This is a genomic window from Streptosporangium jomthongense (assembly GCF_042650425.1).
Lineage (GTDB): Bacteria > Actinomycetota > Actinomycetes > Streptosporangiales > Streptosporangiaceae > Streptosporangium.
The window spans coordinates 619702-641997 of record NZ_JBHSBC010000012.1 but is presented as its reverse complement, the minus strand read 5'-3'; the positions used below and the strand labels follow the sequence as shown (position 1 = coordinate 641997).

The following is a 22296-nucleotide window of genomic DNA, read 5'->3' as shown; positions in this document are numbered from 1 at the left end:
TGGTCACGTATTCTTGCGGGGCTCCAAACCCCGTCCATCCAGAAGATGCTGACAACGAGGAGAATGACCCCGTGCGCATCGCCGTCACCGGCTCCATCGCGACCGACCACCTGATGACCTTCCCGGGGCGCTTCGGCGACCAGCTCATCGCCGACCAGCTCGACCGGGTCTCCCTGTCGTTCCTCGTGGACGACCTGCAGGTCCGCCGCGGAGGCTGCGCGGCCAACATCGCCTTCGGCATGGGCAGCCTGGGGCTGCGGCCCGTCCTGGTCGGCGCGGTCGGCACGGACTTCGCCGACTACCGCTCCTGGCTCGAACGGCACGGTGTCGACTGCGACTCCGTGCACACCTCCGAGGTCCACCACACGGCCCGGTTCCTGTGCACGACCGATGACGACCACAACCAGATCGCCTCGTTCTACACCGGCGCGATGGCCGAGGCCAGGCTCATCGAGTTGGGCCCCATCGCCGAACGGCTCGGCGGCCTCGATCTCGTCCTGATCAGCCCCAACGACCCCGAGGCGATGCTCAGGCACACCGACGAGGCCCGGGATCGGGGCATCCCGTTCGCCGCCGACCCCTCCCAGCAGCTCGCGCGCATGCCCGGTGAGGACATCAGGAGGCTCGTGGACGGCGCCGCCTACCTGTTCGGCAACGACTACGAGCGCGGCCTGATCGAGCAGAAGACCGGCTGGTCGGACGAGGAGATCCTGGAGCGGGTCGGCGTCCGCGTCACCACGCTCGGCCCCAAGGGCGTGGTGATCGACCGCAAGGGCGAGCCGTCCCTGCACGTCTCGCCCGCCCCGGAGAACGGCAAGGCCGACCCGACCGGCGTCGGCGACGCCTTCCGGGCCGGATTCCTGTCGGCCCTGGCCTGGGGCCTGTCGCTGGAGCGCTGCGGCCAGCTCGGCAACCTCACCGCGACCCACGTCCTTGAGCGTGTCGGCGGCCAGGAGTACGAACTCGGCCAGGAGGAGTTCCTCAAGCGCCTCGCCGCCGCCTACGGCGCCGAGGCCGCCGAGGAGGCGGGCCGTTTCGTACGGTGCCACCACGCCTGAGGTCGCGCACCGCCCCTCCCGCGCGCCGGGAGGGGCCGGTCAGTAGTTGCGCCGCACGTGGATGGCCCAGCCTCCGTCGGGAAGCTCGTAGCTCGCCACGTGGTGGTGCGACTTCAGCCTGCACCAGGCCGGGATGTCGGTGAAGGCGGCGGGATCGTCGGCCAGGACCGAGACGATCGCGTTGCGCGGCACGTAGTTGATCTGCTCGGCGAGCATGATGATGGGAATCGGGCATTTCTTGCCCAGCGCGTCGATGGTCAGCGCGGGAGGCTGGCCCGCCTCCGCCTCAGCCGCCTGGATGGACGTCATGGAGCGCTCACTCCCCACATCTTGGTCACGACTTGACTCCCGCGTCCTCACGAATCCTCCTCACCGCGTCCGGCAGGACGGTGAGGAAACGGTCGACATCCGTCGCGGACGCGCCCTGGGGCAGCGATACCCGTACGTTCCCGTGCGTAAGCACGCCCATGGCCTCCAAAACATGCGACGGACGAAGCGTACTGGCCGTGCAGGAGCTGCCAGATGATACGGCGAACCCTGCCTTGTCCAATTCTGTCAGTAACGCTTCACCTTCGACGTAAAGACAGGAAAAGGTGATGATATGCGGTGCCCGGGAGACCGGGTCGCCGATCACCTCGACGTCCGGGACGAGCCGGGGGACCTCGGCCCTGATCCGGTCGACCAGCGCGGACAGGCGCGCCGACTCCCTGGCGGATTCGGCGGCCACGGCGCGCAGCGCGGCGGCGGCGGCCACGATCGCGGGCACGTTCTCGAACCCGGGGACCCTGCGCCGCTCACGCTCGTCCTCGGGCAGTGGGCTGCGCCAGCGGGTGCCCTTGCGGACCGCAAGCACACCGACCCCCGCGGGGCCGCCCCACTTGTGCGCGCTGGCCGTCAGCACCGACCAGCCGCCGGGCGGCGGCATCCGGCCCGCGGTCTGCGCGGCGTCGACCAGCAGCGGCACGCCCGCCTCCGCGCACGCCGCCGCCGCCTCGGCGACCGGCTGGAGCGTCCCGACCTCGTGATTGGCGCTCTGCAGGCAGGCCAGCGCCGTGCCCGGCGCCAGTACGGCCTCGCGGAAGGCGGCCGGGTCGACCGCGCCGGTGAGGCCGACGCCGACCGTCTCGACGCTGCCCCCGTCGCGTTCGTGGACCTCGGCGGCGTGCAGCACACTGGAGTGCTCGACGGCGGAGGTCACCAGGCGGCGCCCGGTCCTGCGCCGCCCGTGCAGGGCGCCCAGCACGCCGAGGTGCACGGCCTGGGTCCCGGAGGAGGTGAAGGAGATCTCGTCGGGGCGGGTTCCCAGGGACTCGGCGACCTCTGTACGCGCCTGTTCCAGTAACATCCTTGCCCGGCGGGCGGGGCCGTACAGCCTCGCCGGGTCGGCCCAGCCGGCGTCGAGCGCCGCGATGAGAGCCTCGCGTGCCTGAGGGTGCAGCGGCTCTGTCGAGGCCGCGTCGAAGTACGCCACGTCCCAATCGTCGCATCACACGCGGCGCAATCGGGGGCTGCGCGGGGGGGCGAGGGTGGTCCGCGCTAATGTGTCCCCCAGCGTAAAGCTGTGAACTACAAGTTGTGAACATGAACAAACGACCGCCCAGGAGCGATTTCTGGGCTTCATCTGTGGGGTAGGCGATCCGTGAGTCCGACCCGCCGTTCCGCACGGCGTCCGTTGGCCCGCCGCCGGGTGCCACGCGCTGCCGCTCTGGCGCTGCTGCTGGTTTCCGTGTCGGCGTGCAGTGCTGAGAACATCGCCGGGGAGTGGTCTCGTGGCGGTATGACCGAGGGCATCACCAAGCAGGCCGATACCGTCCAGAGCCTGTGGAACGGCTCCTGGATCGCGGCACTCGCCACCGGTTTGGTCGTGTGGGGCCTGATCCTGTGGTCCGTGGCCTTCCACCGTAAGAGGAAGAACTCCAAGGAGAGCCTGCCTCCGCAGGTGCGCTACAACCTCCCGATCGAGATCCTCTACACGGTTGTGCCGATCATCATGGTCGGCGTCTTCTTCTACTTCACCGCGCGGGACCAGAACTACATCAACGCCGTCTCCGGCAAGGCCGACGTCAAGGTCAAGGTCGAGGGCTTCCAGTGGAGCTGGCGCTTCACCACCGACTACAACGGCAAGAAGGCCGAAGTGGTCGGCATGCCCGTCAGCGACTACCGCCAGGGCCCGCGGCTGGTGCTTCCCGCGGGCAAGAAGGTGGAGTTCGACCTCGTCTCGCCCGACGTCATCCACTCCTTCTGGGTTCCCGCCTTCCACTTCAAGCGGGACGTCATCCCCGGAGTGGAGAACAAGTTCGAGGTCGAGACCCTGAACAAGTCCGGTGTGTTCGCGGGCCGCTGCGCCGAGCTGTGCGGTACCGACCACAGCCGGATGCTCTTCTACGTGGAACTCGTCAGCCCAGCCGAGTTCGACAAGTACATCGCTAGTCAGGCGGGTGCCCAGTGACCGCACTTCAAGAGCCCATCGCTCTGACCCCGGTGACGACCCGCAAGGGCTCGGTCGTCGCGAAGTGGATGTCGTCCACCGATCACAAGATCATCGGACACCTCTACCTCATCACCTCGTTCGTGTTCTTCCTGATCGGCGGCGTGATGGCGCTGATCATGCGGGCCGAGCTGGCGCAGCCGGGGCTGCAGCTCACCAGCAACGAGCAGTTCAACCAGCTGTTCACCATGCACGGCACGGTCATGCTGCTGATGTTCGCGACGCCGCTGTTCGCGGGCTTCGCCAACGAGCTGATGCCGCTGCAGATCGGCGCCCCGGACGTGGCCTTCCCGCGTCTGAACATGGTCAGCTACTGGCTGTTCCTGTTCGGCAGCACCATCGCCCTGTCGGGCTTCCTCACCCCGGGCGGCGCGGCCAGCTTCGGCTGGTTCGCCTACGCCCCGCTGTCGGACGCGATCCACTCGCCCGGTATCGGTGGCGACCTGTGGATCGTCGGTCTGACCATCAGCGGTCTGGGCACGATCCTCGGCTCGGTGAACTTCATCACCACGATCGTGTGCATGCGCGCTCCGGGCATGACGATGTTCCGCATGCCGATGTTCACCTGGAACATCCTGCTCACCTCGATCCTGGTGCTGATGGCCTTCCCGGTGCTGGCCGCCGCGCTGCTGGCGCTCGAGGCCGACCGCAAGCTCGGCACGCACATCTTCGACTCGGCCACCGGTGGTGCCATGCTCTGGCAGCACCTGTTCTGGTTCTTCGGCCATCCCGAGGTGTACATCATCGCGCTGCCGTTCTTCGGCATCGTGACGGAGATCCTGCCGGTCTTCAGCCGCAAGCCGCTGTTCGGCTACATCGGCCTGGTCGGCGCGACCATCGCCATCGCCGGTCTGTCGATCACCGTGTGGGCGCACCACATGTTCCCGACCGGCCAGGTGCTGCTGCCGTTCTTCTCCTTCATGACGTTCCTCATCGCGGTCCCGACCGGGGTGAAGTTCTTCAACTGGATCGGCACGATGTGGCGGGGACACCTGTCGTTCGAGTCACCCATGCTGTTCTCGATCGGCTTCCTGGTGACCTTCCTCTTCGGTGGTCTGACCGGCGTCATCCTGGCCTCGCCGCCGCTGGACTTCCAGGTGTCGGACTCCTACTTCGTGGTGGCCCACTTCCACTACGTCGTCTTCGGCACCGTGGTCTTCGCGATGTTCGCGGGCTTCTACTTCTGGTGGCCCAAGTTCACCGGCAAGATGCTCAACGACACGCTGGGCAAGGTCCACTTCTGGACGCTGTTCATCGGCTTCCACACCACGTTCCTGGTGCAGCACTGGCTCGGCGCGGCCGGCTTCCCGCGCCGCTACGCCGACTACAGCCCGGCCGACGGCTTCACCAACCTGAACATGGTCTCCTCGGTCGGCGCGTTCCTGCTGGGCGCATCGACGCTGCCGTTCCTGTACAACGTGTGGCGGACCCACAAGTCCGCTCCCAAGGTCACGGTGGACGACCCGTGGGGCTACGGCAACTCGCTGGAGTGGGCGACCTCCTGCCCGCCGCCGCGGCACAACTTCACCTCGCTGCCGCGCATCAGGTCCGAGCGCCCCGCGTTCGACCTCAAGTACCCGCACATTACCTCGGCCTCGCGTGAGCTGGAGGACAACCGATGAAGGTCCAGGGCTGGCTGTTCATCCTCTGCGGCATCTTCTTCGCCGCGGTGGACGTCGTCTACTGGTTCTGGTCAAGGGAACCGGTCGGCACGACGGCGATGGCGATCTCGGTCGGCTTCGCCTTCATGATCGGCTACTACCTCATGTACACCGCCCGCCGCATCGGCGAGCAGCCTGAGGACGACAAGCAGGGCGAGATCAGCGACGGCGCGGGGGAGCTCGGCTTCTTCAGCCCGCACAGCTGGTGGCCGCTGTTCGTCTGCCTGGCCGTCTCGCTCACCGCGGTCGGCCTGGTCATCGGCTGGTGGCTGTTCCTGATCGGTGTGTTCGCGGTCATCATGAGCATGATCGGGTTCGTCTTCGAGTACTACCGGGGTCACTTCTCGCACTGAGCGCGTCGCCACCCCAGGCTTCCGGAAACGGGCCACGGAGATTCCGTGGCCCGTTTTTTGGTGTTTATTGGGGACCCACACCCATCGCCATATGTGGCGCTCCGCTTACTACGGGTAATAACAGGATCACCGGACCGGTCCTGAACAGGGGAGTACACGTGGGGCACGTGGGACAGACGATGCGTGGTTCGATTCCGGGGGCCGGGCTACTGGCCCTGCTACTGGTGGCCTCATGCTCGGACGGTTCCACCACCGCCGCGCGCGGGCCGGCGGGACCCGTGTCGCACGCGGACGCGGCGGTCAGTGTGGTCCCCCTCGACAGGGCGGGCAACGTGCCCACCCACGCGACCGTCCTGGTGGCGGCCAGCGGGGGGACACTCAGGAACGTCACCGTGAAGGGCCCCAGGAACTCCCTGACGGGTGTGCTGAGCGCCGACGGGACCCAGTGGCACAGTCAGGACACCGCGCTGCCGGGGACGACCTACGAGGTCACCGCGGTCGCGGTGAACCCGGGAGGAAAGGTCAGCGAGACCCACACCTCCTTCTCCACGGTCAAGGCGGAGAAGACCTTCGAGATCAAGGAGTTCCTCCCCGACAAGGAGCTGACGGGCCTGACGGTCGGGGTCGGCATGCCGGTCATGATCACCTTCGACCAGCCCATCACCGACCGCGTCGAGGTCGAGCGCAACCTGGCGATCCGCTCCTCGAAGCCGGTCCTCGGGGCCTGGCACTGGTTCGACGACAAGACCGTGCACTTCCGCCCCAAGACGTTCTGGCCCGCCAACACCACCGTCCGCGTCGACGCCAACCTTGAGGGCGTCAGGGGCGGCAGGGGCGTGTACGGCAAGCAGAACCAGAGCATCCGCTTCAGGGTCGGCCGCTCCCAGATCACCCGGGGCAGCACCCAGACCCACCACCTGACCGTCAGGCGCAACGGCAAGGTCGTCAGGCAGATCCCGATGAGCGCGGGCCAGGGCGGCGCCTGGAAGTACTACACGACCAGCGGCGTGCACCTGGCCATGTCCAGGGAGCCGGTGACCATCATGACCTCGCCCGGCATCGGCCCCGGCTCTCCCGGCTACTACCAGATGACCGTCTACAACACCGTCCGCATCTCCAACAGCGGCGAGTACGTGCACAGCGCCCCGTGGTCGGTCGGCTCCCAGGGGTACTCCAACGTCAGTCACGGCTGCGTCAACGTCAGCCCGGACAACGCCGTCTGGTTCATCAACAACACCCTCATCGGTGACCCGATCATCATCACGGGCACCCCTCGCCCGCTTGAGCCGACCAACGGCTGGGGCCACTGGCAGGAGGACTGGAAGCAGTGGCTGAAGTGGAGCAGCGTCAAGTACTTCACCACCGACTCCCTGTGACGCCTGAAGGCCGCTGAGAGGCCTTTTGCGGCTCTCGGGTCAGGAATGCGGCCAGGCCGTTTCCGGGGCTCCGTGAGCCGTACAGGGGCGTCCCAGGGCGGGCGGGGCTCGTCGCCGGCTCCGGGCGGAGACAGACAACGGGGCCCGGACACCTGATCGGTGTCCGGGCCCCGTCGTGTGGCGAAGCTTGTGACGGCCTCTAGTGGGTCAGGGACCTGTCGTCCCCGCCCGAGCCGACCTGCGCGTGCTCGCCGTGCTCGACGCCGTGACCGTGGCCGTCGTCCAGCGGGATCTTCTCGCCGCCGTAGGCCTTGCTCATCTTGGCGCGGAGCCTGCCGAGCGGGCCGCGCATCCCCTTGGGCGGGATGCCGTCCTTGTCGGTGTCGGTCCCGGCGATGGTCGGAACCGGGGCCTTGCCCCGCAGGTGCGCCTCGATGGAGGCCTCCGGCGGAACGTGGACCTCGATGTACTCACCGTGGGGCAGACGCTTGATGACACCCGACTCCACGCCGTGCCCGATGATCGCCGCGTCGCTGCGCTGCAGGCCGAGGCAGATCCGGTAGGTGACGATGTAGGCCACCAGCGGGCCGAGGAAGACCAGGACCCGGCCGATGTAGGTCGTCCAGTTGAGCGAGACGTGGAAGACCGAGGAGATCTCGTCGTTCGCGCCCAGCAGCCACAGCACACCGTAGAACGTGATGGCCGAGATGCCGATCGAGGTGCGGTGCGGGTTGTTGCGGGGACGGTCGGCGACGTGGTGCTCGCTGCGGTCCCCGGTGACCCACTGCTCCAGGAAGGGATACAGGGCCAGGCCGGTCATGATGATGCCCATCGGGACCAGCGCCGGGATCAGCACGCTCATCGGCAGCGTGAAGCCCAGGACGTTGATCTCCCAGGAGGGCATCAGACGGAGCGAGCCCTCAAGGAAGCCCATGTAGAAGTCGGGCTGGGAACCCGCCGAGATGTCGGCGGGCGTGTAGGGACCGAACAGCCAGATCGGGTTGATCTGGGCGAAGGTGCCCAGCAGCGCGATCACGCCGAACGTGAACATGAAGTACGCGCCCGCCTTGGCCATGAAGGCCGGGTAGAACGGCGCGCCGACCACGTTCTCGTTGGTGCGTCCCTTGCCCGGCATCTGGGTGTGCTTCTGCACCCACATGAGGACCATGTGGGCGGAGATGAGCGCGAGCAGGATGCCGGGGATGAGCAGGATGTGCAGCGAGTAGAACCGGGAGATCACGTCCTCGCCGGGATACTCGCCGCCGAAGAGGAAGAAGGTGATCCAGGTGCCGACCAGCGGCAGCGAGATCGCCACACCCTCGGTGATCCGCAGACCCGCGCCGGAGAGCAGGTCGTCGGGCAGGGAGTAGCCGGTCAGGCCCTCGGCCAGCGCCAGCGTCAGCAGCAGCACGCCGATGAGCCAGTTCAGCTCGCGCGGCTTGCGGTACGCACCGGTGAAGAACACACGGAGCGCGTGCACCATCATGCCGGCGACGAACAGCAGGGCCGCCCAGTGGTGCATCTGCCGCATCAGCAGACCACCGCGCACGTCGAAGCTGATCTGCAGAGCCGAGGCGTACGCCTCGGACATCGTGACGTCCTTGAGCGGTTCGTAGGAGCCCTCGTAGACGACGTGCGCCATGGAGGGCTTGAAGAAGAACGTCAGGAAGGTGCCGGTCAGCAGCAGGATGATGAACGAGTAGAGCGCGATCTCACCCAGCAGGAACGACCAGTGGTCGGGGAACACCTTGCGCAGGTTGCGCTTGAGGAAGTTTCCCGCGCCGAGCCGGTCGTCGAGGAAACCGCTCGCGCCCGCGATGGGCTTCGGAACCGTTCCGGTGCTCATGCGTGGCCTCCCTTCTCACGGACCTCGGCCTCGGCGTCGCCGCGCTCCCAGAAGCTGGGCCCCGGCGGGACGGCGAAGTCGGCCGTGGCGACCAGGTAGCCCTCGCTGTCGACGGCGATGGGCAGCTGGGGCAGCGGCCTGGCGGCCGGACCGAAGATCACCTTGGCGCCGTCCGCGGCGTCGAAGGTGGACTGGTGGCACGGGCACAGGATGTGGTGGGTGGTCTGCTCGTACAGGGCCGCGGGGCAGCCGACGTGCGTGCAGATCTTGGAGTACGCCACGATCCCGTCGTGCGTCCAGTTCTTGTTCGTCCCGGACTTGATCTCCTCCGGGCGGAACTTGATCAGGATCAGCGTGGCCTTGGCCAGGGCGTCGAGGTCGTGCTCGTAACCCTCGGGCACGACCGACAGGATGCCGCCGGGGGAGTTGAAGTCGGCCGCGCGGATCGGCGCGCCGGTTCCCTCGACGACGAGCCTGCGGTCCTTGCCGTCCTTGGTCTTCTCGCCCCAGACGGTGTGCCGCAGCTTCTCGGGGAAGTTCTTGTAGCGCGGGCCGAGGTCGCGCAGCAGCACTATCGGCAGCACGCCCAGCGGGGCGGCGGCCAGCAGGAGCGTACGGCGCAGCAGTGGCCGCTTGGTGATGCCGCTCTCGGCGGCGCCCTGCAGGAAGGTCTCGCCGACCTGCTCCCTGACCTCGGAGGAGGAGGCCATCGTGTGGCGCTCCTGGACCAGGCTGTACTTCGGCATGACCATGCGGACCCAGAACACGATGCCCGCCGCGAGCGACAGCAGCGCCAGGGTCAGCGAGCCGCCCAGCGCCAGGGTCGAGGTCTTGGTCGTCTCGACGTCGCCCACCTGGAAGATCACGTAGGAGGCGACGAAGGCGACCGCGGCCAGGAAGGTGATGAGGAAGCACAGGGCCGCGGCCCGCTCACCCTTCCTGGCGGTCTGCTCGTCCTGCAGGTTCACACCCGGGACGTCGGCTGCGGCTTCGGTGCGCTCCTCCTCGCCCAGCAGGGAGGTGGCCGTCGCGGGCGCCGGGGTGCCGATGACGCGGTGTGGCACGCGCCCCTCGGGCTGTTCGATGTCGTGGTTGTTGTCTGTCATTGGTGGGCCTGTCGCTTCTTGGCGGTGATCCAGATAGCGGCCAGGGCGAGCAGGCTGATGCCCGCGATCCAGGCCACGAGACCCTCGGTCACCGGACCGATGCGGCCGAGGCCGGCGCCGCCCGGGTTGGGCTCGTCACGCACGCCCACGATGTAGGCGATCATGTCCCGCTTCTGGTCGGGGGTGATGATGCTGTCGTTGAACACCGGCATCGCCTGCGGGCCGGTGACCATGGCCTCGTAGATCTGCTTCGGGGTGGCCTCGTTCAGCGGCGGGGCGTACTTGCCCTGGGTCAGGGCACCCCCGGCGCCGACGAAGTTGTGGCACTGGATGCAGTTCGCGCGGAACAGCTCGCCACCCTTCGACTTGTCACCCTTGGCCGGGTCGACCTGCTCGTCGGCGGGGACGGTGGGACCGCCGCCCAGCGACTGGATGTAGGCGGAGAGCTGCCGGACGGTGTCCTCGTTGACCCAGGGCGCCGTCGGCTTGCGCGGGGCCTGGGCGCCGGGGTTGGCCAGGGGCATACGGCCACTGCTGACCTGGAAGTCCACGGCGGCGGCGCCGACGCCGACGAGCGTCGGGCCGTTCTTGGTGCCCTCGGCGCTGAGGCCGTGGCAGCTGGAGCAGCTCTGCTCGAAGAGTTTCTTACCCTCGGCGACGTCGTCGGCCCTGCCGGACGCGATGGCCGCGTCAGCCCGCTCGCTCGTCGGAGCCGCGAGGGTGTAGAACCCCCCGAGCAGCCCAAGGGCAAGAAGCAGGACGGCGTATCTCGCGAGGGGATGCCGCCGCCCAGCGGTGATCCTATTCACAGAGATCCCCGATTCCTTAATGAATGCCGTAGATGGTCACGAAAAGGCCGATCCAGACCACGTCGACGAAGTGCCAGTAGTAGGACACGACGATGGCGCTGGTCGCCTGCTCACGGGTGAAGCGCTTCGCGGCGTACGTGCGTCCCAGCATGAACAGGAACGCGATCAGTCCACCGGTCACGTGAAGGCCGTGGAAGCCCGTGGTCAGGTAGAACACCGAGTCGTACGCGGAGTGCGACAGGGTGTGCCCCTCCTCGACCAGCTGGCTGTACTCGTACAGCTGGCCGGCGACGAACACGGCACCCATCAGGAAGCTGACGATGTACCAGAAGCGCAGCTTGGCGACCTGGCCCTTCTCAGCCGCCCACACGCCCAGCTGACAGGTCACGCTCGACAGGACCAGAATGATCGTGTTGACCAGCGAGAACTGGACGTTCAAGTGAGCCTCCGGCCAGGGGAGACCCTGGCCGAGACTGACCGACCGGATGGTGAAGTACATCGCGAACAGCGCCGCGAAGAACATGAGCTCAGAGGACAGCCAGACGATCGTCCCGACGCTGACCAGGTCTGGCCTGCGGGACGAATGCGCTGTCGTCGTCGTTGATATTGCGGATGCTGTCGCCACGGGCAGCATTATTGCGGTTCTCCTGGTCGGGTCGCCGCACGACCCCCCACTAGGGGGTCCCCGCGCTCCCTAAAACCGGGCTTATGGCGCATTTATCTCATGGATGCGTCCGGTCTGGGTCTCCGGGCGAGCCGCCCGGTACCATCCCAGGTGACCATACATCGACAAGGGATAGTGAGCGCCACCGTGAGCACCGACGACAAGATGAGGGTCCTCGTCTACAGCGACGACGCGAGCACTCGCGAGAAGGTGCGGCAGGCGATCGGCAGGCGTCCCGCCGCCGACGTGCCCCTCGTGGAGATCGTGGAGTGCGCCACCCACGCGAAGGTCGTCCAGCACTTCGACTCGGGTGAGATCGACGTCGCCGTGCTCGACGCCGAGACCCAGCCCGCGGGCGGCATGGGGGTCGCCAGGCAGGCCAAGGACGAGGTGTACGACTGCCCGCCGATCTGCCTGCTGATCGCCCGCCGCGACGACCGGTGGCTGGCCGAGTGGTCCCGCGCCGAGGCCGTCGTGCCGCAGCCGATCGACCCGGTCGTGCTGGCCGACACCGTCGCCGACCTGATGCGCCGCCGCCTGTCGACCCGCCTGACCGCCCGGTAGACCGAACCCCTCTGGAGACCCCACATGGACGCGCGCACCACCTGGCCCGCGTTGTTGTCCGCCCTGCTCGCGGGTGAGCACCTCACCGCGGACGAGAGCTCCTGGGCGATGAACGAGATCATGTCCGGTTCGGCGACCTCCGTGCAGATCGCGGGCTTCGCCGTGGCGCTGCGGGCCAAGGGGGTGACGGTCGCCGAGCTGACCGGGCTGACGCGCACCATGCTGGAACGGGCGACCCCGCTGACGGTCGAGGGGCCCGTCGTCGACGTCGTCGGCACCGGTGGCGACCGTGCCCACACCGTCAACGTCTCCACGATGGCCGCCATCGTGGCCGCCGCGGCCGGCGCCCGGGTCGTCAAGCACGGCAACAGGGCCGCCTCCTCCCTCTGCGGGGCCGCCGACGTGCTGGAGCACCTGGGAGTCGTGCTCGACCTGACGCCGGAGAACACCGCCAGGGTCGCCGTCGAGGCGGGCATCTCCTTCTGCTTCGCGCCCGTCTACCACCCGGCGCTGCGCTTCGTCGGGCCGGCGCGCAAGGAACTCGGCATCCCGACCGTCTTCAACTTCCTCGGGCCGCTGACCAACCCCGCCAGGCCGCAGGCCCAGGCCATCGGCATCTTCGACCCGATCATGCTCCCCGTGGTCGCCGGCGTGTTCGCCGAGCGCGGCGTCTCCGCCCTGGTCTTCAGGGGCGACGACGGTCTCGACGAGCTCACCACCGCGACGACCTCGACCGTCTGGATCGTGCGTGACGGCACCGCGAGGAAGACCGTCTTCGACCCGGCCGTGCTCGGCATCCCCAGGTCCGACCAGGACGCGCTGCGCGGCGGGGACGTGGCCTTCAACGCGCAGGCCGTACGCGACCTGCTGGGCGGCAAGACCGGGCCGGTCCGCGACGCGGTGCTGCTCAACGCCGCCGCGGCCCTGGTCGCCTACGACGCCGCGGGCGACGACCTGGACGCCGCGATGGCGGGCGCCTATGCCAGGGCGGGACAGGCCGTCGACTCCGGCGAGGCCGGGGCGCTCCTCGACCGCTGGGTCGAGGTCAGCCAGGCTCTGAAAACGCCCTGATCCGCGAGTCCTCCCCTCCCGGGCGGACGCAAGATCCTCCCGTGAGGGGATGTCGCGCTGGTCGTGGCCGCCCTAGATTGCGCCCATGTGGCGTGTTGACCTTCCTGCCTGGCGAGTGGCGCTCGGCCTGCTTGTCCTCGCGGTCGTCTGCCTCTCGCTGGCCGCGGCGAGGCTGGCGCGTGAGCGACGCCTGCTGCTGCTGAGCCTGGCCGCCGAGCGCACCAGGCTGGCCGGGCAGCGGGAGGCGCTGAGCCGTGCCGCGGCGATGCGGGAGCGCGCCCGCATCGCCGGGGAACTGCACGACGTGGTCGCCCACGGGGTCAGCATGATGACGCTCGGCGTCGGCGCGGGCCGGATGATCATGGAGAAGGACCCCGCGAGGGCTCGCGAGACACTGCGCGTCGCCGAGGAGTCGGGCCGTCAGGCGCTCGTCGAGTTACAGCGGATCCTGAGCCTGCTGAGCGTCGAGGGCGCCCCCGCGGCGACCAGGCACCCCCAGCCAAGGCTGTCCGACCTGTCCGACCTGCTGACCCAGGTCCGTACGGCGGGCCTGCGGGTCGAGGTGGTCGAGGACGGGTCCCCGGCGGAGGTCGGCCTGACCCTGGAACTGGCGGCCTACCGGATCGTCCAGGAGGCGCTGGGCAACACGCTCAAGCACGCGGGAGCCAGTACGGCCCATGTCACGCTGCGCTGGCGTCCCGGCTTCCTCGACGTGCTCGTCCGCGACGACGGCCAGGTGGTTCCTCCGCCCGCCGGGGCCGGCGCCGGGACGGGGCTGCTCGGCATGCGTGAGCGCGCCACGATGTTCGGCGGGAGCCTGGAGGCCAGGCCGATGCCCGAAGGGGGGTTCGAGGTGCGGGCCCGCCTGCCGACAACGGGCGAACTACGCCCGGGGGCCCGCCTGCCCACCTGAGGGGCCGGTCAGTCCGACTCGCCCAGGCCGATCGAGAAGGCGGCCTCGAGGTCGTGCCGGGAGTAGGTGCGGAAGGCGATGTGCGTCTCGGTGCGCAGCACCCCGGCCACCTTGTTCAGCCTGCCGGGGATGACCTCGGCGACCTGCTCGTAGGCGGGGACGCGGACGATGGCCAGCAGGTCGTACTCCCCGGTTATGGAGTAGACCTCGCTCACCCCGTCGAGCTCGGCGATCGTCTGGGCCACCTCGGGGATCCGGTCCACCTCGGCGTTGATGTGCACGATCGCGGTGACCACTGGCTCTCCTCCTGGTTGGGAACTGCTCCCACGACGCTATCAGCGCCCCCTGCGGCCCTCGCCGTCCCCGTACTGCTCACGGGAGCGGTAGGCCAGGTCGATGCGGGACCTGAACCGTCCGGCGCCGCCGATCGGCAGGCTCCAGCCGCCCTCGACCTGCACCAGCCGCACCCCGGGCGCCTCCAGCCAGCGCAGCACGCACTCGGTCTCCTCGGCCCCGGCGGCCGGGACCGGGCCGGGACCGGGCACGACGGTCTCCGCCGTCGCAACCAGCGCGTCCACGAACGGGGTCGGGTGGGCGCCTCTGGGCATCACCCCGGCCGAGACCAGCCTGCCGTGCCTGACGACGTGGATCTCCCAGTCGCCGCCCGTCAGCGGGGCCGCGGCGACCAGCTGCGGCAGCGAGGTCAGCCCGCGCAGCCGCTGCATGCGCGCCGAGACGCGCACGTAGGAGGCCAGCCGGTCGCGGTCCGCCGCGGCCTCCTCGTAGCGCTCCTCACGGGACAGGCGCTCCATCCTGGCCTCGATCGCGGAGAAGACCTCCGAGGCGTCCAGCTCCATCGCCCTGCGGGCGGCCGCGGCGTGCAGGCCGTACTCCTCGACGCTCTGACGGCCCTCGCAGGGGGCGCCGCACCGGCCGATCCCGGCCAGTGCGCACGCGGGCCGGCCCGTGCGGAGGGTGATCCGCTCCGTGCACCGGCGCAGGGGGATCGCCTCGTGCAGCGCGGAGCGGGCGTCCTCGGCGGCGCGAACGCTGCCGAACGGGCCGAGGTATCCGGCCCCGTCGTCCTTGACCTCGCGCACGACGGACAGGCGGGGGAAGGGCTCCTCGGTGAGTTTGAGCCAGACCATCCGCTCGGGGAAACGCGACCTGCGGTTGTAGCGCGGTTTGGCCGAGCCGATCAGCCTGAGCTCTCTGACCTCGGCCTCAAGGGGGGTGGCGCAGACGATGGTCCTGATTCGCTCGGCGACGGCGACCATCTCGCGGATCCTCGGCCGGGTCTCGGCGGCGGTGAAGTAGCTGCGGACACGGTTGCGCAGGTTGGTGCTCTTGCCGACGTAGAGGGGCTCGCCCCGATCGTCCTCGAACACGTAGACCCCCGGCTCGCCGGGCACCCCGTTGGCCAGGTGGCGTTTGCGGCGTTGCTCGGGCGTCGGCGCCCGCACGAAGCCCTTCAGCTCCTCCAGCGTGTGCACCCCGAACGAGCCCGCCCGCTCGATCAGGGCGTGCAGCACGTCCACGGTCGCCCTGGCGTCGGCGAGTGCGCGGTGGCACGGCTCGGTCCTGCTGAAGACCCTGGCCAGGGTGGAGAGCTTGTAGTTGGGGACCTCGTCGCGGGTCAGCAGCCTGCGGGCCAGCACGACGGTGTCGACCACGGGGTTGCCGGGCGGGGGGTAGCCCAGGGCCGCGCAGGCCGCCCTGACGAACGACAGGTCGAAGCCCGCGTTGTGGGCGACGAACGTGGCGCCCCTGGCGAACTCCAGGAAGGAGGGCAGCACCGAGTCGATCCTCGGCGCGGCGGTCACCATGGCGTCGGTGATGCCGGTGAGCACCGAGATGAAAGGCGGGATCGGTGAACCCGGATCGACCAGCGTGCCGAACTCGCCGAGCACCTCACCGCCGCGAACCTTGACCGCGCCTATCTCCGTGATGGCGTGCTCGTCGGCGGAGACCCCCGTGGTCTCCAGGTCGAACACGACGAACGTGATCTGCTCAAGCGGCGTGCCCAGTTCGTCAAGCGTCCCCTGCACGGCGTACTCCACGGCTCACGACCATAGGAGCATCGACCGACATTTACCGCTCCGGGGTCCGCCTGGCGTCGTTCCCCCTTGGTGTTCCGGCAACCCTCACGTAACCCTCATCTCACCGCGCGGGCACCATGGGGCACGAGAGGCTCAGATGGGCTCACTCGTCCCGTACGGCCGCGCCCGCCGCCCACAGCGCCAGCCCGAGCACCCCGAGCACGATGCAGGCGAAGACCTCGTAGCCCTCCAGCAGGCCCACGCGGTGCACCAGGAACCACTCGCGGCCGAGGCTCCCCGGCCCCCCGAACTCGCCGATCACGCCGCCGGCGGCCTGGACGACGCAGACGCTCCCGAGGATCCGCAGGGTCGCTCTCATGCCCTCGATGGTGACGCGGGGACCGGATGGGCCGCGTCGGCCGAAAGTCGGCGGAACGTCGACTTTGGTCGGTACCGGACGTTCCGGATGGGTCCTACCCTCGGACAACGTGACGGAGTATCGGTGGCTGCTGCCCGCGGTCCTGCACGGCGACCTGGCGGGCGAGCGGTCCCCGACGCGGCGTTCGGCCCGCGACTGGGGTGTCGACATCGTCGTCTTCGTCGTGGCCGCGCTGCTGGGGCTCGCCACCGCGCTGGCCATGCGACCCGGAGGTTCGACCCCGTACGCCGTCGTCCTCACCGACCAGATCGTCGGGGCCGCCGCGTGCGCGCTGCTGTGGCTGCGGCGCCGCTGGCCGGTCGGCCTGGCCCTCGTCATGGTGCCCGCCGCGCTCGCCTCGGGCATCGCCTCCGGAGCCGTCGCCGTGGCGCTCTTCACGGTCGCGGTGCACCGCCCCTTCAAGACGGTCGCCGCGATCACCGGGTTGCACGTCCTCGCACTCGTCCCCCAGCTGTGGTGGCGGCCCGACCCGGAGGTCTCCTACTGGGGGGCGATGGCGTTCTCGGTGCTGTCCTACCTGCTGCTGATCATGTGGGGCATGTTCGTCAGGGCGAGGCGCCAGCTGGTGCTCTCGCTGCGCGACCGCGCAGAACGGGCGGAGGTCGAGGCCGAGCTGCGGGTCGAGCGGGCCAGGCACATGGAGCGCGAGCGCATCGCCAGGGAGATGCACGACGCCCTCGCGCACCGCCTGTCGCTGCTCAGCGTGCACGCCGGGGCCCTGGAGTACCGCCCCGACATCCCCCGCGACGACCTGGTCAGGACGGCGGGGGTGCTCAGGACGGGGGCGCACCAGGCGCTCCAGGACCTGCGGGAGGTCATCGGCGTGCTGCGGCTCGGCGGCGAGGAGACCGCCCCTGACCGGCCCCAGCCGACCCTCGCCGACCTGGAGGGCCTCGTCGAGGAGTCCAGGCTCGCGGGCATGGAGGTGACGCTCGACATGCGGGTGGCCGAGCCGGGCAGGGCGCCCGCAGGGCTCGGCAGGAACGTCTACCGGATCACCCAGGAGGGACTGACCAACGCGCGCAAGCACGCGACCGCGGCCCCGGTCGACGTCACCGTCAGGGGAGGGCCGGGAGACGGGCTCACCGTCGAGATCGGCAACCCCACGACCTCCGGGCGGGCCATCCCGGGCAGCGGGACGGGGCTGATCGGGCTCACCGAGCGGGCCGGGCTCGTGGGCGGGCGCCTCGCCTACGGTGTGGGTGAGGACGGCAGGTTCCGGCTCAGCGCGTGGCTGCCGTGGGCCACGTGAGGCGTACGGCGGGGCGATGACGGCCGAGGTGACGGGGTGTGGTTAACGTGGCGGACATGAGTTCCCCGCCCGCGGGTCAGGCGATCCGCGTGCTGATCGTGGACGACGACGCCCTCGTCAGGGCCGGGCTGTCGATGATCCTCGGCGGCGCCCCCGACCTGCTCGTCGTCGGCGAGGCGGGGGACGGGCTCGAGGTACCGGAGCTGGTTGCCGCGCACCGGCCGGACGTGGTGCTGATGGACATCCGCATGCCCAGGGTCGACGGACTGACCGCGACCGAGCGGCTGCGCGCCGCCCCCGCCCCTCCCGAGGTGGTCGTGCTGACCACCTTCCACGCCGACGCCCAGGTGCTCCGGGCCCTGCGGGCCGGGGCGGCGGGGTTCCTGCTGAAGGACACCCCTCCGGCCGACCTGGTCGCCGCGATCCGCAGGGTCGGCGCGGGCGAGCCGATCCTGTCGCCCGCCGTCACCAGGCAGCTCATCGCGCACGTCTCCGACGTCGGCGCGGGCACCCGCAGGGAGCAGGCGCGGGCGTCGCTCGCGGTGCTCAGCGAGCGTGAGCGCGACGTCGCGCTCGCCGTCGGCAGGGGAAGGTCGAACGCGGAGATCGCCGCCGAGCTCTACATGAGCGTGGCGACGGTCAAGGCGCATGTCTCCCGGGTGCTGACGAAGCTGGAACTGAACAACCGGGTCCAGATCGCGCTGACCGTTCACGACGCGGGTCATTTGATCTGACCTGTTCTGATCTGAATTGGCCAGGTATGGACACGACCGTGCCGGGCATGGCCGGGGCACCTGGCCGGACACCCGCCGCCGATGTCACGTTCGCCTGGGAAGGGGGGCGGCGGACGTCGGCCAGGTCGGTGCCCGGGTGAGGTAGCCGTACCCTTGACGTGAAGACCGATCCGAGTAGGGGCCGTGATGAGTTCAGCCGGAGAGGGCCTGTCTCGTCCACTGCCCGAGCAGGTCCGCTTACACGTCGTGGAGCTGGCGTCCCAGGTTCTGGGGTCGATGCCGCAGGCAGTGATGCCCGCGCCGCTACGGGGGATCGCCAAGTTCGACCCGAGGAAACGGGCCAGGCTGGGCGGCGCGCCGATCGCCGCCCAGCTGGAGACCGACAAGAAGTTCCGCGAGCTGGTCGCGGAGACACTGGCCGCGAGCTGGCCCGAGCTGGTCGAGAGCCTCGCCGAGGGTGTCGTGCCGCCCGCGGCCGAGCCGGTGCTGGTGGCGGCCGCGGCCTATCTGACCAGGCCACCCGGCTGGGTGGAGATGGTCGAGACCGCCCGCGCCGACCTTGAGCGCTCCGCCGCCGTCGCCGAGGGGTCGGCGCAGGAGCAGACGCTCACCCGGCTGCGCGAGCAGCTGGCCGCGCAGAAGGCCTCGGCCAAGGAGGAGGCCGACCGGCTGCGCGAGCAGCTCAAGGGGTCCAGGTCCGAGATCTCCGACCTGCGCCGCAGGCTGCACGACGCCAGGGAGCGCACCAGGGCCGCCGAGGCGCGGGCCGCCGAGATGGAGGAGGCCGCGCAGGAGGCCAAGGCCGCCGCGACCGCCGCGGGGAGCGCGGGGGAGAGCGAGCTGCGGCGCCTGAGGGAACGGGTGGCCGACGCCGAACGGCAGCTTGAGGCCACGCGAAGGGCCGCCCGTGAGGGCCGCAGCGTGGAGGACACCAAGGTCCGCATGCTGCTCGACGCACTGCAGGACGCCGCGGCCGGGCTGCGCAGGGAGCTGGCGCTGCCGTCGAGCATCCACCGGCCCGCCGACTCCGTCTCCTCTGTCGCGCCGGGCAGGCACGGGGTCCAGGCGGTGCCCGCGCGGGCCCTGGCCGACGACGACCCCGCCCTGCTCGACCAACTGCTCGCGCTGCCGCAGATCCATCTGATCGTGGACGGCTACAACGTGACCAAGACCGGATACGGCGCGCTGACCCTGGCCGACCAGCGCAACCGGCTGCTGACCGGACTCGGCGCGCTGTACGCCCAGACCCGCACCGAGCTGACCTGTGTCTTCGACGGCGCCGAGCTGAACGGCCCGGTGCCGGTCTCCGCGCCGCGCGGCGTCCGGGTGATGTTCAGCTCCCCCGGGCAGATCGCCGACGACCTGATCCGCCAGCTCGTGCGGGCCGAGCCCGTCGGACGGGCCGTCGCGGTCGTCTCCTCCGACCGCGAGGTGGCCGAGTCGGTCCGCCGGATGGGCGCCAGGCCCGTTCCCGCGGTGCTGCTCCTGCGCAGGCTCGGACGCGCCTGATCCGTCCTTCCCGGGCCGGGCCGCCTCCTGGCTGACATCTACAGGTAAAGAACAAAACCGCCAAAAAGGTGAGCTGACCCTTACCGGTTCTGTACTATTTCGCCCCAGGTCTTTACGTGGTCTTTGCGTGGGGAGGCGGCGTCGTGGCCGTGGCGGGTGTGCCGGTTGGGTTCGTGCGTGTGCCGATGGCTGCGGGACTGGCCTTGGCCCTGCTCATGACTCCGATCGGGAGTGCGGCGGCCAAGCCGAAGCCGACGGTCGCGCAGACCAAGCAGAAGCTGGCCAAGCTCAACGAGCAGGCCGACCAGCTCGTCGAGAAGTACAACCAGGCGGGCGAGAAGTGGAAGAGGGCCCGCAAGAAGTACGCGGACCTGAACGCCGACCTGTCGAAGCAGTCCGCGAAGGTCGCCGGGCTCCGCGACGACCTCGTCACCATGGCCGTCACCACCTACCAGGGCGGCGCCATCGGCTGGCCGAACCTCGTCGGTGAGGTCAACCCCAACCTGGTGCTGAGCGGCCTGGCCACGGCCGACCAGATCTCCGCCTCCCGTGCCGAGAGCCTGCACGCCTTCGACGAGGCCAACAAGACGCTGCGTGACAACCGCGACAAGGCCAAGCAGGCCTTGGCCGACGCGGACCAGACGCGCGACGAGCTGGCCGAGGAGAAGGAGAAGGTCGAGAAGATGATCAAAATCCAGACGAAGGTGCTGCGCGACCTCGGCACCTTCAGGCCGGGCGACCCCAACAGCACCGGCATGCAGTACAACGGCTCCGCCTCGGGCAACGCCAGGGCCGCGCTGACCTTCGCCTTCGCCCAGCTCGGCAAGCCCTACCGGTACGGCGGCACCGGCCCGGACAGCTGGGACTGCTCGGGGTTCGTGCAGGCCTCCTGGCGCAGCGGAGGCGTGAGCCTGCCCCGCACCACCTGGGAGCAGTGGAGCTGGGGCGCCAAGCGCAAGGTCTCGCTGAGCGACCTCCAGCCGGGGGACATCCTCTTCAGCCAGGGCCTGGGGCACGTCGGGCTCTACGCGGGCAACGGCAAGATCATCCACGCCCCCCAGACCGGGGACGTCGTCAAGGTCGTCCCCCTCTCCTCCTACGGCGGCCGTCTGCTCGGGGCCGTCCGTCCCTGACCCCCCTTGGTCCCGTCCATGTCCACGGGGCCTCTGGGGGCCGTCTGAACGCCTTCGCGACCGCGGGCCGTCCGTTCCACGGGCGGCCCGTTTGGCATGCCCGGGATCGCCGGAGTGGTCCTGTTCGACGCCCTTGTAGGTGAAGGGGCGCTTTGGGAAGTCACTGATAAATGTGATTTATGTGACACTTTTTGTGCTTCTCTGGAAGATCATTTCGAATGTGACGAGGGTCATATTTATAAGATCGTGATGCCGCACTATCAGGCCTTTCGTAAACATGAAAACCTTTTTGTGGATCTTCGTATTTGATGGGGTCTTTGCCGGGGCTTGGTGATCGGGGTACCTTCTGGCGGTCGCAGTGAGCAAGCCATGCCACCGCGTCGAATGCCGGTCCTGCGGGCCGGTGTCCGTATAGATATCCAGTCGGCCGCCGTTCCCCGAAGGGATCGGTTCCCATCACGGCGGCCCGCCGAGTTCGTGCAGCCAGGAGGCACGGAGCCGGGGAACCATCGGCCCTTGACACGTGGCCAGGGGTGAATCGACGCGTTTGCCGTCGTAGGGCGTCTTCCCAGCCCGAACCCGTCAGCTAACCCGGTAGGCATCAGTGGAAGTCCCAAGGAGAAATCCTGTCTACCACCCTGCAAAACCCCCGTTTGTCGCGCTTTTTCCGCCTTTACCTGGGCGGATTCGTCCTCACGCTGACCGCCTCAACCGGAGCGGTGGCACTGGGGCCGGCAACAGCACAGGCGACGACGGATACCGCGGTCGCGGTTCAGGCCAGGAGTACGGCGAAGGACACGTCGAAGAGCGCATCGAAGGGCACGTCGGAGGGCACTGCCGCGAACACGGCGAAGGCCCGTGTCAAGCGCACGGCGAAGGCCGCGACGAACCGGGCCGCACGGCAGCGGTCCAGGGCCAGGACGGCCGTGGCGACGGCCAGGAAACAGATCGGCGATCCGTACCGGTGGGGTGCCTCCGGTCCCGGAGCGTTCGACTGCTCGGGCCTGGTCCAGTACGCGTGGCGCAAGGCGGGCGTCTCCCTCCCCCGGGTGACGGGCAGCCAGTACCGCGCGGTCAGGAAGAAGGTCTCGTGGAGCAAGTTGCACCTCGGTGACCTGCTGTTCTTCTACGGCAAGGGCCACGTCGGCATGTACGTCGGCCACGGCAAGATGATCCACTCGCCGAGCAGCGGCAAGTCGGTCAGGATCGTGACGTTGAAGGGGTACTACAGGTCCGCCTTCGCAGGAGCGGTCCGTCCCGGCACCTGACAGCGGCGGGCGG

Annotated in this window: 23 protein-coding genes and 1 riboswitch; of the genes, 13 read left to right on the top strand and 10 right to left on the bottom strand. The window is 69.3% G+C overall.

From position 1 onward, the window contains the following. Nucleotides 1-71 precede the first annotated feature (71 nt). Nucleotides 72-1058, top strand: coding sequence for a carbohydrate kinase family protein (locus ACFOYY_RS14620; RefSeq protein ID WP_352008835.1), 987 nt, complete (start codon nt 72-74; stop codon nt 1056-1058). A 39-nt stretch (nt 1059-1097) separates the two neighbouring features. On the opposite strand, the gene ACFOYY_RS14615 is transcribed toward ACFOYY_RS14620, so the two are convergent. Further along, entirely contained in the window at nt 1098-1367 is a 270-nt protein-coding gene (locus ACFOYY_RS14615; RefSeq protein ID WP_352008836.1) for a sulfurtransferase TusA family protein, read from the bottom strand. Nucleotides 1368-1392: 25 nt separating this feature from the next. After that, nucleotides 1393-2529: a cysteine desulfurase family protein gene (locus ACFOYY_RS14610; RefSeq protein WP_386190039.1), complete on the bottom strand. Its 1137-nt coding sequence runs from the start codon at nt 2527-2529 to the stop codon at nt 1393-1395. A 168-nt stretch (nt 2530-2697) separates the two neighbouring features. Between ACFOYY_RS14610 and ctaC the strand changes: the two genes are divergently transcribed. From ctaC to ACFOYY_RS14590, 4 genes are all read left to right on the top strand, one after another. Then, the gene (gene ctaC / locus ACFOYY_RS14605) at nt 2698-3507 is read left to right on the top strand and encodes an aa3-type cytochrome oxidase subunit II (RefSeq protein ID WP_449343615.1); all 810 of its coding nucleotides are present in this window, start codon (nt 2698-2700) and stop codon (nt 3505-3507) included. Further along, nucleotides 3504-5168: an aa3-type cytochrome oxidase subunit I gene (gene ctaD, locus ACFOYY_RS14600; protein WP_449343614.1), complete on the top strand. Its 1665-nt coding sequence runs from the start codon at nt 3504-3506 to the stop codon at nt 5166-5168. Before ctaC ends, ctaD begins: the two co-directional genes overlap by 4 nt. Further along, nucleotides 5165-5560: a cytochrome c oxidase subunit 4 gene (locus ACFOYY_RS14595; protein WP_352008839.1), complete on the top strand. Its 396-nt coding sequence runs from the start codon at nt 5165-5167 to the stop codon at nt 5558-5560. Before ctaD ends, ACFOYY_RS14595 begins: the two co-directional genes overlap by 4 nt. Before the next feature lie 179 nt (nt 5561-5739). Beyond that, nucleotides 5740-6936, top strand: a complete 1197-nt coding sequence (locus ACFOYY_RS14590) for a L,D-transpeptidase (RefSeq protein ID WP_352008840.1) — start codon at nt 5740-5742, stop codon at nt 6934-6936. 199 nt (nt 6937-7135) lie between these two features. Here the strand turns inward: ACFOYY_RS14590 and qcrB are convergent, their stop codons facing one another. The 4 genes from qcrB to ctaE are packed head-to-tail and all read right to left on the bottom strand — an operon-like array spanning nt 7136 to nt 11331. Further along, complete coding sequence (gene qcrB, locus ACFOYY_RS14585; protein WP_362775293.1) at nt 7136-8782, bottom strand: cytochrome bc1 complex cytochrome b subunit; 1647 nt, start codon at nt 8780-8782, stop codon at nt 7136-7138. Next, nucleotides 8779-9888: a cytochrome bc1 complex Rieske iron-sulfur subunit gene (qcrA, locus tag ACFOYY_RS14580; protein WP_362775295.1), complete on the bottom strand. Its 1110-nt coding sequence runs from the start codon at nt 9886-9888 to the stop codon at nt 8779-8781. Before qcrA ends, qcrB begins: the two co-directional genes overlap by 4 nt. After that, nucleotides 9885-10697, bottom strand: a complete 813-nt coding sequence (gene qcrC / locus ACFOYY_RS14575; protein WP_352008843.1) for a cytochrome bc1 complex diheme cytochrome c subunit — start codon at nt 10695-10697, stop codon at nt 9885-9887. Before qcrC ends, qcrA begins: the two co-directional genes overlap by 4 nt. Before the next feature lie 16 nt (nt 10698-10713). After that, nucleotides 10714-11331 carry an aa3-type cytochrome oxidase subunit III gene (gene ctaE / locus ACFOYY_RS14570; RefSeq protein ID WP_352008844.1) on the bottom strand — a complete coding sequence of 206 codons (618 nt, stop codon included), beginning with the start codon at nt 11329-11331 and terminating at the stop codon, nt 10714-10716. Nucleotides 11332-11526: 195 nt separating this feature from the next. Here ctaE and ACFOYY_RS14565 point away from each other — a divergent pair, with 195 nt between their 5' ends. From ACFOYY_RS14565 to ACFOYY_RS14555, 3 genes are all read left to right on the top strand, one after another. After that, nucleotides 11527-11925: a hypothetical protein gene (locus ACFOYY_RS14565; protein ID WP_352009452.1), complete on the top strand. Its 399-nt coding sequence runs from the start codon at nt 11527-11529 to the stop codon at nt 11923-11925. Between the two features lie 24 nt (nt 11926-11949). Continuing rightward, nucleotides 11950-12996, top strand: coding sequence for an anthranilate phosphoribosyltransferase (trpD, locus tag ACFOYY_RS14560; RefSeq protein WP_352008845.1), 1047 nt, complete (start codon nt 11950-11952; stop codon nt 12994-12996). Nucleotides 12997-13081: 85 nt separating this feature from the next. Continuing rightward, nucleotides 13082-13909 carry a sensor histidine kinase gene (locus ACFOYY_RS14555; RefSeq protein WP_352008846.1) on the top strand — a complete coding sequence of 276 codons (828 nt, stop codon included), beginning with the start codon at nt 13082-13084 and terminating at the stop codon, nt 13907-13909. Nucleotides 13910-13917: 8 nt separating this feature from the next. Here the strand turns inward: ACFOYY_RS14555 and ACFOYY_RS14550 are convergent, their stop codons facing one another. The 3 genes from ACFOYY_RS14550 to ACFOYY_RS14540 all read right to left on the bottom strand — a co-directional run bounded on the left by ACFOYY_RS14550 (nt 13918) and on the right by ACFOYY_RS14540 (nt 16327). Beyond that, nucleotides 13918-14205, bottom strand: a complete 288-nt coding sequence (locus ACFOYY_RS14550; RefSeq protein ID WP_352007292.1) for an Lrp/AsnC family transcriptional regulator — start codon at nt 14203-14205, stop codon at nt 13918-13920. A gap of 39 nt (nt 14206-14244) precedes the next feature. Continuing rightward, a complete protein-coding gene (locus ACFOYY_RS14545) occupies nt 14245-15969 on the bottom strand; it encodes a DEDD exonuclease domain-containing protein (RefSeq protein ID WP_352008847.1) in 1725 nt (574 codons plus the stop codon). 142 nt (nt 15970-16111) lie between these two features. Further along, on the bottom strand, nt 16112-16327 hold the full coding sequence (locus ACFOYY_RS14540; RefSeq protein WP_352008848.1) for a hypothetical protein: 216 nt from the start codon (nt 16325-16327) through the stop codon (nt 16112-16114). 109 nt (nt 16328-16436) lie between these two features. Between ACFOYY_RS14540 and ACFOYY_RS14535 the strand changes: the two genes are divergently transcribed. The 4 genes from ACFOYY_RS14535 (at nt 16437) to ACFOYY_RS14520 (ending at nt 21015) form a co-directional block, all read left to right on the top strand. After that, nucleotides 16437-17639, top strand: coding sequence for a sensor histidine kinase (locus ACFOYY_RS14535; RefSeq protein ID WP_352008849.1), 1203 nt, complete (start codon nt 16437-16439; stop codon nt 17637-17639). Between the two features lie 56 nt (nt 17640-17695). Beyond that, entirely contained in the window at nt 17696-18373 is a 678-nt protein-coding gene (locus ACFOYY_RS14530; protein ID WP_352008850.1) for a response regulator transcription factor, read from the top strand. Nucleotides 18374-18559: 186 nt separating this feature from the next. Continuing rightward, nucleotides 18560-19882, top strand: a complete 1323-nt coding sequence (locus tag ACFOYY_RS14525; protein WP_352008851.1) for an NYN domain-containing protein — start codon at nt 18560-18562, stop codon at nt 19880-19882. A gap of 185 nt (nt 19883-20067) precedes the next feature. Continuing rightward, nucleotides 20068-21015, top strand: a complete 948-nt coding sequence (locus tag ACFOYY_RS14520) for a C40 family peptidase (protein ID WP_386190038.1) — start codon at nt 20068-20070, stop codon at nt 21013-21015. 457 nt (nt 21016-21472) lie between these two features. Then, nucleotides 21473-21631, top strand: a riboswitch (cyclic di-AMP (ydaO/yuaA leader). 156 nt (nt 21632-21787) lie between these two features. Here the strand turns inward: ACFOYY_RS14520 and ACFOYY_RS14515 are convergent. Then, nucleotides 21788-22042, bottom strand: a complete 255-nt coding sequence (locus ACFOYY_RS14515; protein ID WP_352009469.1) for a hypothetical protein — start codon at nt 22040-22042, stop codon at nt 21788-21790. Here ACFOYY_RS14515 and ACFOYY_RS14510 point away from each other — a divergent pair. After that, nucleotides 21942-22283: a C40 family peptidase gene (locus ACFOYY_RS14510; protein WP_352009453.1), complete on the top strand. Its 342-nt coding sequence runs from the start codon at nt 21942-21944 to the stop codon at nt 22281-22283. The two genes, ACFOYY_RS14515 and ACFOYY_RS14510, sit on opposite strands and share 101 nt — an antisense overlap. Nucleotides 22284-22296 lie beyond the last annotated feature (13 nt).